This is a genomic window from Sphingobium sp. (assembly GCF_049304695.1).
In the GTDB taxonomy this organism is placed as follows: domain Bacteria; phylum Pseudomonadota; class Alphaproteobacteria; order Sphingomonadales; family Sphingomonadaceae; genus Sphingobium.
This window is the reverse complement of record NZ_JBAQOK010000078.1, coordinates 143,688-158,018: the sequence shown is the minus strand read 5'-3', so window position 1 is coordinate 158,018 and position 14,331 is coordinate 143,688. Positions and strand designations below refer to the sequence as shown.

Annotated in this window: 6 protein-coding genes (1 of these 6 cut by a window edge); all 6 read right to left on the bottom strand. The window is 60.8% G+C overall.

Annotation, left to right across the window (positions count from 1 at the left end):
• Positions 1 to 3: 3 nt before the first annotated feature.
• Positions 4 to 513 (bottom strand): hypothetical protein, encoded by a 510-nt coding sequence (locus tag WA070_RS13970; protein WP_422634533.1) that lies wholly within the window; start codon positions 511 to 513, stop codon positions 4 to 6.
• A 144-nt stretch (positions 514 to 657) separates the two neighbouring features.
• Positions 658 to 1,731: a hypothetical protein gene (locus WA070_RS13965; RefSeq protein WP_422634532.1), complete on the bottom strand. Its 1,074-nt coding sequence runs from the start codon at positions 1,729 to 1,731 to the stop codon at positions 658 to 660.
• Positions 1,728 to 3,122 (bottom strand): HlyD family type I secretion periplasmic adaptor subunit, encoded by a 1,395-nt coding sequence (locus tag WA070_RS13960; protein ID WP_422634531.1) that lies wholly within the window; start codon positions 3,120 to 3,122, stop codon positions 1,728 to 1,730. The genes WA070_RS13965 and WA070_RS13960 overlap by 4 nt, the downstream gene beginning before the upstream one ends.
• Positions 3,119 to 5,308, bottom strand: coding sequence for a type I secretion system permease/ATPase (locus tag WA070_RS13955; protein ID WP_422634530.1), 2,190 nt, complete (start codon positions 5,306 to 5,308; stop codon positions 3,119 to 3,121). The genes WA070_RS13960 and WA070_RS13955 overlap by 4 nt, the downstream gene beginning before the upstream one ends.
• Complete coding sequence (locus WA070_RS13950; RefSeq protein ID WP_422634529.1) at positions 5,305 to 6,990, bottom strand: TolC family outer membrane protein; 1,686 nt, start codon at positions 6,988 to 6,990, stop codon at positions 5,305 to 5,307. The genes WA070_RS13955 and WA070_RS13950 overlap by 4 nt, the downstream gene beginning before the upstream one ends.
• Before the next feature lie 671 nt (positions 6,991 to 7,661).
• A protein-coding gene (locus WA070_RS13945) for a tandem-95 repeat protein (RefSeq protein ID WP_422634528.1) crosses the window boundary here: on the bottom strand, positions 7,662 to 14,331 show its 3' end. 24,692 nt of this gene lie beyond the right edge of the window; only the last 6,670 of its 31,362 coding nucleotides appear in the window; the start codon falls outside the window, past its right edge — the gene reads right to left on this strand; it ends in the stop codon at positions 7,662 to 7,664.

Sequence of the window (14,331 nt, the reverse complement as noted above, 5' to 3'; positions counted from 1 at the left end):
GCTTTATTCCCCCTCCAACGCATTCCAAGTTTTAGACAAATCATTCTTGTGCTGAACGATAAATGCCAAGACTCGATGGTCACCCTCTATGCTGAATGATCCATCTCCTTCGGCCCAATTGCACCGAGCAAGATATGTGGGCATGTGGAAGCCTATAATTTCGCATTCCATAGCCTGATCTTTCGATCCCAGAAATCGAACGCTTGCGACATTGCCGCCTTGGTCAAGCGGGATAAGGTCAAGTTCTGTGATCTTTTGCATGGATTTCAATCGGCCCTTGTCGACCGCCGTCATGAGTTCTTCGTATCTGTTGCGTTGGGCTTGGCCGTTCCCGGCGATAACCTCGCCGCGAAGCGTGACTGACTCTTGGCCAGCCTCTCCCGTTATCTGCAGATTTCTCCGGAACAAAGCGCGGCGCGCTTCCCCACTTTCTCGTACCCATACACCACTTTCCCCAGTAACGAGCTTGCGCTTCGCGAACGCGATAGCGAGATCTGTCTCAGGTGAGGTCATGAGTATGGTGCCTTCCGACTTTTGCGCAACTGGGCCGCAGCTACTAAGGCCTATCGTTATAGCGATAGCGTATGCGATATCACTGGGCCGGCGTATCATTAATCGGATACCCTTTCTTTAGTATATACGACAGCGTTAACTGCGTTAATCATTAGGGCAACTTCGATCGAAATTACCATCAACTTTACGCTTTTGTTTTGGTGCAATAACAACATCGAAATTGTCTGTCCCTGATCCTACCTCGGCGATGACAAAAGAACCGCACATGTCTTTTCCCTCATCCCTACTATCTTCTGGTGAGGGCTGGAGAACCGTCGTCCCGTCCGGATAAACGATATCTAGGTCGTCTAGCAGCTGCTGGGATCGCTCAGGGTCAAACGTGATTTGAAGACCATACACAGTGCGTGGCGGGCCATCGTCCCGTCTTAGGCTATAAACCGCAGCGGTGCATTCGACTGTTTTGGCTTGGTATTCTAACTTAAACGCGGGTGCGAGCGCCCTACAAATCCGGGAGTCATTGCCATGCATATCGACAACGTTCAGTAGGCCCCTTACAGTCCGTCGGGAGCCCACTCTAAGTGAAGGCTGAATTTGCCTGGTGTAAGGTACCGTCCTGTCGCCGGCGCCGAGCAAGATCGAAGGTTCACTCTCGCTGACCGGAAAATCGTTAGAAAATCGATCGGAGCGCGTCCTAGCGTTTCGATCTTGGCGTTCGCGCTTTCGAATTTCTTGGTCAATCGATTCAAAGCGAATCCTTGCTTCAATCAACCCTGGATTTCTCTTGCCGGTATCGAATGGTACGCTCATGCTGCGGCTATGGCGACCTGCTGCCGGCACGTACACTATTCGTGTTCCGCCCGAATCCGTCGCAGCTTCGAGATATAAATGGCGGGCCAATCGCAGATTTTGTTCTACCCCGTCGCCCGTTTCAAACTTGGTTCCGAGGGTTAGCTTGGCCGCTTTATCACCGCTGCTAGCCTTTGATGCCAGCACTTGTAGTTGTGGCTCAATGTTGCCCCGTAAGGGAATGCCTACATAAGAGGTTGCTGGAGTGCATGCTGAGACCGCGCAGCTGCTCATGAGAATTGCGGCGGCAGTTATTCGACCGCGCCGGGGCATGCGGCCGTCAAAATGATTGGAACCCCACTTTATGCTCCAAAACACAGCTTTATTCCCCATGATAACTTTGGTGCGGATCTCGCCACGATATTTTTTCATTTCTCGTGCCCGGCCTGCGCGATGCTCGTCTGCAAAGGGCTAAGCAGATAGCTGATGATACGCCGCGTTCCCGTTTTCACATCCACGGTTGCGGCAAGACCGGGGGCGAGGCTGGTCCGCCGACCATCCGTGTCTATGTAGCTCCGCGCCAACGCGATGGTGGAAATATAGACCAGGCCGAGGTCCTTATCCTGCACAGCATCGCGGCTGATCGAGCGAACACGACCAGGAATCGTGCCATAGCGCGTGAACGGAAACGCCTCGAGCTTCACCGCAGCCTCCTGTCCGACCCGAACGAAGCCGACATCCTTGTTGAGGATGCGGACTTCGACTTCCAGCCCACCGCTGGCGGGCACTACCGTCATCAATGGCTTTGCGGCTTCCACAACGCCTCCCACGGTATGGACCTCGAGGCTTTGTACCGTTCCATCGACTGATGAAACGAGCCGCTGGAAACGGTTCATCTGGGTCGCCTTGGTTACTTCTTCACGACGCAGGATTGCGTCGGCCTCTGCTTTTGCAAGGTCAGTGAGCGCCGTATGCCGGGCTTGCTCACGGGCTTCGCGCCGCTGCTGGTCGAGCTTGCGCGCCTCGGCCAGGCCTCGATCGACCTGGGCCAGAGCGATTTCACGATCGCCCGCTTCAGATCGCCGTTGGCGTTCCAGTTCCAGCAAGCGCTGTCCAGGTGCATACCCTCTCGCGTCCAACCGGTTCATGCGGGCGATCTGGCGATCGAGTATTGGCACCGTGTCGGCAAGGCGGGCTGCGGATGCTCGTGCCGCAGTCACGTCAGCAAGGGCAGAGGAACGCCCGTCCGCCAGGCCAGCAGCGCTTGCCTCGATCTGGGCAAGTTGCGCGGCGATCAGGCGGCGTTGGGTCTCCGCGATTTCAGGCCGCGTGCCGTTGGGAGCCGTGAAATGCAAACCCTTGCCAGATAGAGCGTCGGCAATTGCCCGGTTGCGGGCGATGTCGAGTTCGGTGCTCGCCAGCGCCTTCTGCGCGGAGGCGAGGTCGGCACCGGCAAGCGTTGGATCAAGATCAAGCAAGGCCTGGCCCCGTCGCACAAAATCGCCGTTGCGTACATAGATCGCCCGAACAACGCCTGCTCCAGGTGACTGGACCAATTTGATGTTGCCGGTCGGAATCACGCTGCCCGGCGCAGAAGCGACGACGTCGATCCTCCCGAACACGGTCCACAGGATCGTAAGAAGCAGACCGATCGTCAGAATCCAGGCGGCCATCCGCGCCGTGGGAGACACAGGACGTTCGGCAACCTCGAGCGCGGCAGGAAGAAAATCGGCCTCACGCGAGGGGACAAAGGTTCGGCGCCACTCCCGATCCGCCCGAAGGGCTTCCTTGAGCACATCCCAATGATGACGCCACGCGCTCATGCCTCGGGACCTCGTGCGAAACCGGCACCGCTCTGGCGGCGATGCAGATCCGCATAGCGCCCGTTATTCCGCAACAGTTCTTCGTGATTGCCGCGTTCCACGATATGGCCAGCTTCCAGTGAGATAAGATTATCGCATTGCCGTACGGCAGAGAGGCGGTGCGCGATGATGATAACCGTACGGCCGGCGGAGATCGCCTTGAGGTTTTTCTGGATGATCTCCTCGCTTTCGGCATCGAGCGCGCTGGTCGCCTCGTCCAGAATGAGAATGCGCGGCCCCGTCACCAGCGCGCGGGCAATGGCCAGGCGCTGACGTTGGCCGCCGGACAGGTTGGTGCCACGCTCTTCGACCGGCGTATCGTAGCCTTGCGGCAGCCGCACGATGAACTCGTGGGCGCCAGCCAGTTCGGCCGCCGCCATCACCTTTTCGAGCGGCAGGGCTGGGTTCGCGAGCGCGATATTCTCGCGGATCGAACGGTTGAACAGAAGGTTTTCCTGAAGAACGACGCCGATCTGCCGCCGCAGCCATGCCGGGTCGATCTGGGCGATGTCGACACCGTCGATCAGCACGCGCCCGGCAGCGGGCACGTACATGCGCTGAAGCAGCTTGGTCAACGTCGACTTGCCCGAGCCGGAGGAGCCGACGATGCCTAGCGAGGTACCCGCCGCGACCGTGAGATCGATGTCTTCGAGCGTCCAGGGGCCATCGAGGCCATAGCGGAACTTGACGCCTTCGAACTTCACCTCGCCCTTGAGCGAGGGGAGGGCGACGCGGCTACCGGTACCGGGTTCCACCGGCTGGTTGAGCACGTCGCCCAGGCGCTCGATCGCGATCCGCACCTGTTGGAAATCCTGCCACAGCTGCGCCATGCGGATCACCGGGCCCGATACGCGCTGCGCAAACATGTTGAACGCGACGAGGCCGCCTACGGTCAGGTCCTTATCGATCACCGCCCTGGCGCCAAAATAAAGGATCAGAACCATATTGATCTTGGAGATGAGCTGGATCAGCTGGCTGCCGGTATTGCCAAGGTTGATGACCTTCTGACTGGCGAAGCTGTAGCCGGCGAGCTGCCGTTCCCAGCGATCCTGCCATTGCGGTTCGACAGCGCCGGCCTTGACCGTCTGGATGCCGCCGATGCTCTCGATCAGGAGCGCGTTGTTGGCTGCCGCGCGCTCGAACTTTTCCTCGATGCGCGCGCGCAGGGGACCCGTGACGAAAACAGCGACCGCGACATAGGCCGGGATTGCCAGGATCGAGATCAGGAAGAGCTGGGTGGAATAGAACCACATCACCACAAGGAAGACGATCGTGAAGAGGGGATCGATCAGCACGGTCAGCGACGAGTTTGTAAGGAACTCGCGGATGGTTTCGAGCTGGCGTACCCGCATGGCGATGTCACCGACCCGGCGTGCTTCAAAATACGCCAGGTTAAGGCCAAGCAAGTGACGGAAGAGCTTGGCGCCCAGCTCGACGTCGATTTTCTGGCTGGTTTCCGAATAGAGCCGGGTGCGCAGCCACCCGAAAAGAGTTTCCCACACCGAGACGACGCCAAAGCCGATTACCAGGATCGTGAGCGTGTCGAGCGTATTGTGGACCAGCACCTTGTCGATGACATTTTGGAAGAACAGCGGTGAAGCAAGGCCCAGAAGATTGATGCCGAGCGTCACCAGCAGCACCTCACCGATCAGGCGGCGATATTTGACGATCTGGGGGATGAACCAGGAAACGTCGAACGCGCGCGTGACGCCGCCAATGCCTTCACGGGTTGTTACCAGCAAAAGTTCGCCCGACCACATGGCCTCGAGCGCCGCCCTGTCGACCTTCATGATCTGGGGCTGGACGCCTTCCGAGCTGTGGCATGGCGGCTGGATCAGGGCTTCATCGTCGCTGATCCGGGCAATGATGAACCATCCTGACGGGCCGTTGGCGAGTGCGGGAAGGGGTGTTTGCCGCAGCTTGTCGTAGGAAGAGCGAACGGATTTAGCCCGAACGTCGTCCTGGCGCTTGGCAATGCGCTTGAGATCGTCGGCGTCTACGCCGCGGTCATGGCCAAGGCTATGACGCAGCTGTGCCGGGTCCACCGCGATGCGGTGAAGCGCAAGGAGCGTCGCATAGGCAATGAGGCCCGAGTCGTCTTGCCCCGCCGTCTCGGCTGAAGGTTCAGTTGCCTGGTCGGGGATCATGGCTTGGTTCTCGGGGTGGCGGTTGAAGGAGAGCGGGTTTCTGAGGCAGTCGGTCCGCCGCGCATGAGGTCCAGGGGTGCCTGGGCGGGCGAAGCTGCCGCAGGAAGGGCGCTTGCCTGCGGTTCGGGCATCTCAGGGGCGCGAGGCCTGCCGCTCGGAGCGCCGAGCCTGTCAATCGTGCGAATGACGCCGCCCCAGGGGACGGCGCTGCGCCGCTCGACTTTTTCGAGATAATCGTCCGGGGCATAAACGGGCGGGTTGGCAAGCAGCCGCTTCGTCTCAAGTTGGCCCAGATGGCGCAAGAGGATGGCTTGCGCGACATAGCGGTCGCGCTTGCTGCCTAGCAGGGCGATCTGCGTCTCATTGAGCGAATTCTGCGCGTAGAGTACGTCGAAAGTGGACCGCAGCCCTTCGCGATACTCCTCGAGCGTGCCCTCATAATAAATGCGGGCGGCCTGCACCTGCAAATCCTGCGCCAATGCATTTCGATCAGCCGTCACCCACTGGTTCCAGGCATTGACGATCGCCTGGACCAGTTGCCGCCGGGTTGCTTCGATGCGGAGCGTGTCGGCAGTCTGGCGATTGCGAGCCTGGGCAACGGCCGAGCGGATACGACCACCCGCGAACAGAGGGATCGTCAGGGTGGCGCGCCCGGTGAATGTGACGTCCTGGTCTGCGCGGTCGAAATGCGCGGCCGGGCCGGTCGTGCCGGCCGTGCCTCTGATCGATAGTTCGGGACGGCCTTCCGCTTGCGCCGCAGCGATCCGCTCCTGAGATGCATGGGCGGTTGCAATGGCGGCGGCAAGATCCGGGTTACTCGCTTCGGCCATCGCGAAGGCTTCGTCGGCCGTGCGAGGCAAATCCGGTAGCCCCGGCTCTTGCGCGAGATTGCCCGGCTCGCGGCCGACGATGGCCGTGAACGCCGCGCGACTGGATTCCAGCTGGGTTTCGGCGGCATTGAGCTGCACACGTGCCGCCTGTACTTGCGTCTCAGCCTGCGCAATGTCGGTTCTGGTGAGTTCACCAGCATCGCGCCGCGCGACGATTTCGTCGAGGGTAGCTTCCAAAGTTCGTAGATTGCGCTGCCGGATTGCAAGCGAACGGCCGTCGCGGCGCACATCGGTATAGGCTGCGATCAGATCGACGAGCAAATCACCCTCGGCTCCGCGCAAGGTTTCCCTTCCAGCTGCGCTGCCGGCAAGGGCCGCACGCAAGGCACTTGATGCACGGCCTCCCGTGTAAATCGGCTGGTCTATGACAAATTGGGATGCGAGATCGTTGCGCTCGATATTCGGGTCGTTGAGGCGGTCCGAGAGGGGGCGGTTTGCCTGAGTGATTGCACCGGGCAATGTCAGTTCATAGCCACCTGACAGTTGCACCTGTGCCGACGGACGCGTCTGGGACATCGCTATGCCGACCTCGTCGTCGGTTGCCCGCAAATCATAACGGCGCGCGCCTAGCCCTGGATTGGATGTAAAGCTGTCCGCTATAGCGGCCGAGAGACTATCGTCGGCAGGCGGCGGCACTGGCTCTTCGTCAAAGGCAATGCGCGGGGTTGGATAGGCATCATGCGCTTTGTTCAGGCGTTGCGAAGGACCTTGGGCAGCGGCGTTGCCTGTCAGCAACAAGGCTGACGCCGTCACGGCAAGGCCGCCGATATACCGGTAGCAAAAACGCGCCATGGCTCGATCCCGATCGGATCAAACGCGGTCAAAAGCGAAAAGATGGGGCATAGCCGCACAATTTTGCGTGCAGGTCGCGATCGCGGACCGACGGCCGATAACGCCAACAGCAAGAGTCTTGTACATCGAAATTGCCAGCCCCCGAACGGCGCGGAAAAACGCTGCGCCTCATTCCCCGGATCACCTATTATCCCGTCAAGGGGCCAAGTCAATCGCTTCTGTGACGAGTAAAAAACAATCAATTTGAATGTAAGTTTTGGCGCGTTGAAGTTTGATCTCATCATTTGGCGATGAAAGTATCTTTCTGTTCAGTATGACAGAATATCATTGATCGCGCTTCTTTAATGAGCACTGCAAATGCACTACTCAACATTTATTGCGTTATAAAGCGTCACGCAATTAGGCACGGACGACGTAGTCGGCGGCTCATACTGTCAGTAGATTTTCCTCAATCAGCCGGCCTGTTCCGTCAGGCCATCGTCTCGATCGCAACATGGACAAGCGGCGCGGTCTGCTCGGCCATCTTCTGCGCTCGTTCTCGTTGCCCCACCGTTGATATTCTCAACGTTGATCAAGCGCCTGAGATTTGCATTTTCCGCATCCGCGACAGGAGCCGAACTCCTCTCGGACTTCGGCTCCCATATGCTGCGGTCCGTGCGTTTCCACGCCCATTAAGCGAAGAAGTCGACAGGTCTTGTCGCCTCCTGCTTCCAGCCCGTAAGACCTTCGCCTGCCGGTTGGGCTCCGAATGTCACCATGCTCTGGATCATGGAAGCAACGGTCTGGTTGATCCGGGTCGGGTCTGAAGGCGCAAAGGGCTGTTGATCCGCCACTTTGTCGAGAGTCTCGCTTCCCTCGCTAGCGAAGAGCTTCACGATGGCAGGGGGTGACTCGGATATCCGGATCAGACGGTCGCGGCCTGCGGAGCTGGTTGCGAGATCGGCAAAATTGCTAAGGCCATCTTCAAGGGCTGTCGCGAGTTGGTCGGCCGCCACAAACGGGTCGATAATCCCCGCATCGGCTTTGTTCGGTATGCCACTGTCTGGCAATTCGTTCGCCACGGCAGGAGAGGTGCTGGAGAAATAGGTGAGGGCGGCATCGACGAACTCGGCCGCCGAACCATCGGCCCGGGTATAGCTGCCCTTATTGACGATCACGGTCTCGCCGAGGTCGAATTTGCCCTCAACGGCGGTGCCGGTGAGATTGATCGACTGAACGCTCGATCCGCCGAGCGTCGTGATCTCGCCGCCATCGACCGTCCCGTCGCCGTTCCGGTCCTGCCAGATATGGAACTGTGCGTATCGGGCATCGCCGGCCGACAGAATCCCATCGGCGTTGCTGTCAAAGGCGCGCAATCCTGCAAGGTCGGTGGCTGCACCGGGCAGGTCGTTCACGAAGCTGAACTCGCCGGCATTGCTGAGCGTACCGTCGCCGTCGCGGTCGAGGAACAACATGCCCTCGCCGGCGCCCATCCAGCTGGTGTCATCGACAATCCCGTCGCCATCCATGTCATAGGCAGCACTGCTAGCCAACGCGGATACGGTCGTCACCCCGCCACCATCGAGATCGAGGAGGATGGGAGCAGCCAGGCCGATCTGCACGCCGTTCTTGAATTCGGCGATCTCGACGCCGGTCAAGCTGTCGGTGCCGTCATTGCCGTCCTGGGAGGCGGCGTTGTCGACGATCTGTATGTTGCCGCCCACAGTTGAGATCGAATAGGTTGTAGATATCCCGGCGAACACGGCAATGTCCGATCCGGCGCCACCGTTGATCACATCGTTGCCTGCGCCGCCCGTCAGCCGGTCGTTGCCGCCGCCGCCATTCATCGCATTGGCCGCCGCACTGCCGATGATGACGTCATTACCTGACCCCGTCTCCACATTCTCGAAATCATATACGCCATCGGTCTCCGCGCCCGAAGTCGCGGAATTGGCGCCAAGGTTGACGACCCAAGCCGCAGTTGCGGTGGCATAGGACAGGGTGTCTGTCCCGCCTCCGGCATAGACCATGTCATTGCCGGTTCCCGGGGCAATGAAATCGTCGCCGGCGTCGCCGGTGACGGTGTCGTTGCCGCCATCGCCATAGATCACGTCATTGCCATCGCCGCCGTAGATGCTGTCATTGCCCGCGCCGCCGGCAATCTGATCGGCGCCTGCGTCACCGGTGATGGTATCGTTGCCATCGCCGCCATCGATGATGTCGTCGCCGATCCCGCCATAGAGCTGATCGGTTCCAGAACCGCCAGCCAGGACATCGTTAGCATCACCGCCGGTGAGCGTATCGTCTCCTTCGCCTCCGTTCAGATTGTCCGCGCCGGTGCCGCCATTGAGCTGGTCGTTGCCCGCCCCGCCAAGGATCGTGTCGTTCCCGGCATCCCCGTTGAGGATATCATCGCCATCTCCTCCATCGAGCATATCGGTGCCGTCACCGCCATTGAGGCCGTCATTCCCGGAGCCGCCCAGCAGGGTATCGTTTCCACTGCCGCCGTTCAGTGTGTCGGTTCCTGCCCCGCCTTCCAGTATATTGGCTGCGCTCGAGCCGGTCAGCGTGTCGTTGCCCGCGCCGCCGCGCACATTTTCGACATTCGTGATAGTGTCAGTCTCGCCGCTTGCGACGCCCTGCGCGGTCGTGACCGCCAGGCTGATGCTGAGGTTGGTGGTGTAGGCCGAATAATCGACCCAATCGATGCCCGCGCCGCCATTAAGGCTGTCATTACCGGCGCCCCCGACCAGGACATCGTCGCCAGCGTCGCCCGTGATGGTATCGTTGCCGTCTCCGCCATAGAGCGTGTCCTGACCGTCTCCGCCGGAGATGACGTTCGCCGCGCTATTGCCGACGATCAGATCGTCACCCGCGTTACCGGAGATCTTCGTGATGGCGCTCAACGTCACGCTCGTAAAATCGAAGCTGTCGGCATTGTCGCTGCCGGCAATCGTGACGCCGCTATAGGTTCCACCCGAGATCGTCTCGATGTTCGAAAAGGCGGCGAGACGGATGATTGCATTGTTGGCGAGAGCCACGATGCTGTCCGTGCCTGCGCCGCCGTCGATAGTGTCGTTTCCGGCAGCTGTTCCAGTGAATTGGAACACGTCGTTTCCGATACCGCCCGACAAGTTGTCGTTTCCGGCAGACCCCAGGATGGTGTCGTTTCCGGCAGAACCAAAGATGGTGTCATCGCCCGTTCCGCCATCGATCCGCGTGATATTGACGAGCGTGGACGCGCCAAAGTCGAGGAGATCGTTATTTGCCGAACCGCGGATATAGACGCCGGTGTAGCTGCCGGCGGTGATTGTTTCGACGCCGGACAGGGACGTAAGGCCGATGGCGGTGTTGTTGGCCTGCGCAGCGATCGTGTCATTGCCAGTGCCGCCGTCCACGCCGTCATACCCGTCACCGGTCCCTGTTGCCTTGAACAGGTCGTCGCCGAGCCCGCCGCTGAGCGCATCGTCCCCGATACCGCCCACCAGCGTGTCGTTGCCGGAGCCACCGTTCAGCGTGTCATTGCCCGCGCCGCCCTGGATCGTATCCGCGGCAGTGGAGCCCATGACGACATCGTCGCCGTCAAGGCCGTTTATCGCGACGATCCCAGTCAGCGTGACATTGGTGAAATCGAGCGTGTTGGCACGGTTGGTCCCCGTGACGGTCACGTTCGAATAGCCGTTTGCCGAAATCGTCTGAAGTCCGACCGTCGTGCCGATCCGGAGCGCTTGGCCATTGAGGCCTGCGTTCAGCGCGGAGGGCTGATTGACGAACAGGAAGTCGTCAGCACCAAAGTTCGAGAGTGCGACATCCTCGACGAGGATCGCCGGACGGCCATTGATTGCGATTTTCACGTCGTCCCCGTCCTGCGAAAGGAACGGTGCGAGGTCCGCGAAGCTGGTGAGACCGTCGGAGCCGTTGAGGAAAACGATCTTGTCGGCGCCATCGTGGAAGTCGCCGATCGTCGCCCAGAGCTCCTCCCAGGCCTCTGCCTCCAACATCGCCGAGTCGAACACGAAATAGTCGTAGCCCGCGCCGCCCATGGCGTAGTTCTGGGTACCAAACAACTCGATAACATCGTTGCCGCGTCCGCCATAGACGCTGACTGACCAGCTGTCGGCCGTGACATAGTCGTCGCCGTCCAGGGCATCGACAGAGGCGCCGCTCGCACCGTTGCCAAGGATCCGTTCGCTCGTGTTGCCGATATTCTGCCAATCGCTCAGCATGCGCGTGGCCGTCGTCGTGGGCCAGGGAACCGCCCCTGCTGTCGGAGCCGGTCCGAAGCCGCCCGATGTTGCCCAGCTACCGAACATGAAGTCCGAGGCATCAAGGTCGGCAAGCGTGATGTTCTCAATGACGATCGCGGGCAGGCCCGCGAGGACGATGTCGACGTTCGCGCCGTTCTGGATCATGTGCGGCGCGAGCTCAGCGAAACCCTCGATGCCTCCGGTGCCATTGACGATGCCTATGCGATCGACACCATCGGTGAAGTCGGCGATGGCCGCCCAGGTCTCCGCTTCACCGCCGGCGAGGAGCGAGAAGCCGTCGAAGATGAAGGTATCGGCCCCTGCGCCGCCGTCGCCAGAGCCACTATAGTACATGAACTCAAGGATATCGTTCCCGTCTTCGCCGTGCAGCGAAACGGCCCAGGCGTCGGCAGTCATATAGTCGTCGCCGCCCAGCGCCCATATGCCAGCATTCTGCGCGCCGCGACCGACAATGCGGTCGTTGCCCTCGGTAAACTGGCTCCATTGCGAGGGCGTGTACTCGGGACCGGTCGGCAGCATGCCGACGACCAGTGTGATCGTGTCGCTTGCCGAAAGACTTCCGTCGCTGGCGGTGATGCGGATGCTGTAGTCGCCAAGCGCACCCGCACCCACGGTCCCGGTCAGATGGCCATCTGTAAAGCTCAGCCAGGAAGGCAGGGTCGAGCCATCGGCCATGCTTGCCGTATAGGTAAGCGCATCGCCATCGGGATCGCTGAAGGCGCCCGCAGGTATCGTCACATCGAGCGTCGCGCCGCGGACGGTGGCGACATCCCCAAGTGGCTGCAGCAGCACCGGGGCGTCATTTTCCCCGCTGGAGGCATCGAGCGTCAGGCGGAAGATATCAGAGACGGACAAGCTGCCGTCACTTGCGATGACCTCGATGTCGATCGCGGTGTAGCCTGCAGGCGGCGTACCGGTGAAGCGCGCGCCGTCGAAGGCGAGCCAGGAGGGCAGGGGATTTCCGCCAGCGAGCCGCGCGGTGAGAGACAGCGCATCGCCATCGACATCGGTGAAGCTGCCAAGGGGCAGGGCCACATCGATCGCATTGGCGCCTGAGAGGCTCACATCGGGCAGCGCAGCGATCAGGACCGGAGCATCGTTGACCGGACTGATCGCGAGCATGAAGTTGTCTGCAACGCTCATTGTGCCATCGCTTGCGGTAACGCGGATCTCCAGCGTGCCATGGAAATTAGCCGGAGGCTGGCCGGTGAAGCGGCGGGTTGCCGCATCGAAGGCGAGCCAGGAGGGCAGGGCGTCGCCGCTGGCCAGCGTGGCGGAGAGAGCGAGCGCATCGCCGTCTACATCGGCGAAGCTACCGGTAGGCAGGACCAGGTCGATGGCCTGGTCCTCTGCGTACTCATGATCGGCGATACGCGTCAGCACCACGGGCGCATCGTTGACGGGCGTGACGGTGAGAAGGAAGCTGTCGGTGACGCTCGCACTGCCATCGCTTGCCTCTACCGTGATCTCGATGGACCCATGATAGTTGGCAGGCGGCGTTCCGGTCATACGTCCGCCTGCGAAGACCAGCCATGATGGCAGCGGCGCGCCGTCGCCAAGCCGTGCGCTCAGAGTGAGCACATCACCATCCATATCGCTGAAGCTGCTGGCCGGGACGGCGATGTCGATCGCCATGTCTTCCGCGACAGCCACATCTGCCAGCGTCTGTACCACAACAGGCGCATCGTTGACGGGATCGATGATCAGGCGGAACGTGGCGCTCGCCGAGAGTACCCCGTCCGATGCGGCGACGACGATATTAAGGAGGCCGTTGAAGTTGGCAGGCGGCTGACCGGTGAAGCGGCCGGCATCGAACTGCAGCCAGGACGGCAGCGGATCACCCGAGGCAAGGGTGGCGGACAAGGTCAATGTATCGCCATCGACGTCGCTGAAGGCGCCTGATGGAATGGTGAAGTCGATGGCCTGGTCTTCGAGGTTCTGTCGATCGACCAGGGCAAGAGCCGCGACCGGGGCATCGTTGAGCGGCGTGATTGTGAGCGCGAAGGTGTCGGCGGCACTTGCGTTGCCATCACTCGCCCGGACCTCGATTTCGATGGTCCCGTGATAGTTGGCAGGTGGGGTGCCGGTAAACCGGGCACCATCTAATGATAGCCATGCCGGAAGTGGTGAACCGTCACCCAGATGGGCCACGAGCGTGATCACGTCCCCATCGATATCCGTAAAGATTCCGGTCGGGAGCAGCAAGTCGACCGGGCTGTCCTCGCTCGAGGCCATGTCTGCGATCGGTTGCGCCACCATGGGCGCATCGTTGGTGCCTGCAATCACCAGATCGAACGCGTCGCTGACGCTGGCCTGGCCGTCACTAGCGGTGATGCGCAGGCCCAGAATGCCATTGAAGTTTGCCGGCGGCTGTCCTGAGAGCACGCCATTTGCGACGCTAAGCCAGGCGGGCAGCGGGCTGCCGTCGGCGAGAGTGACCGAGAAAGTCAATGCATCGCCATCATTGTCCGTGAACGCACCGGTCTGAAGGGCGAAGCTGAAAGGCTGGTCTTCGGTTCCCGACAGGTCGACCAGCGCCTGCGTCAGGACCGGAGCATCGTTGACCGCATCGATGACGATCGCAAACTGACGGATGACCGTAGCCGTCTGGTCCGCCGCCAGGATTTCCAGGGTTACTGTACCATTGAAATTGGCTGGCGGCGTGCCGGTGAACGTCCTGGTCTGGCGATCATAGGCAAGCCAGGATGGTAGAGCCGCGCCGCCGACACCGCGGACTTCGACAAGAACCGTGTCGCCATCGGCATCTGAAACAAGGTTGACAGGCAAGGTCGCCGTGAACGGCTGGTCCTCGGTCCCACGCAGGACAGGGATCGCGCTGATCACCGGCGCATCGTTCACCGCGGCGATCGTGACCGCGACCCGGGCGATGTCGGTGACGCCGGCGGAATCGGTGACTTCATAGTCGAACCAGGCATTGCCGTTGAAATCGGCATCGGGCGTGATGATGAGCTGGCCGATGCCATTGGGAGTAACGGTCAGGCCGTGCGTGTCGACGATGCGGCTGAAGACAAGGGCCTGGTTGTCGGGCTCGATGTCGTTCTCGAGCAGTTGGGAGATAAACAGCGTCAGCGGC

Excerpts from the sequence above, each read along its gene's own strand:
- WA070_RS13970 (WP_422634533.1), bottom strand. The coding sequence starts at position 513 with ATGACCTCACCTGAGACAGATCTCGCTATCGCGTTCGCGAAGCGCAAG.
- WA070_RS13965 (WP_422634532.1), bottom strand. The coding sequence starts at position 1,731 with ATGAAAAAATATCGTGGCGAGATCCGCACCAAAGTTATCATGGGGAAT.
- WA070_RS13960 (WP_422634531.1), bottom strand. The coding sequence starts at position 3,122 with ATGAGCGCGTGGCGTCATCATTGGGATGTGCTCAAGGAAGCCCTTCGG.
- WA070_RS13955 (WP_422634530.1), bottom strand. The coding sequence starts at position 5,308 with ATGATCCCCGACCAGGCAACTGAACCTTCAGCCGAGACGGCGGGGCAA.
- WA070_RS13950 (WP_422634529.1), bottom strand. The coding sequence starts at position 6,990 with ATGGCGCGTTTTTGCTACCGGTATATCGGCGGCCTTGCCGTGACGGCG.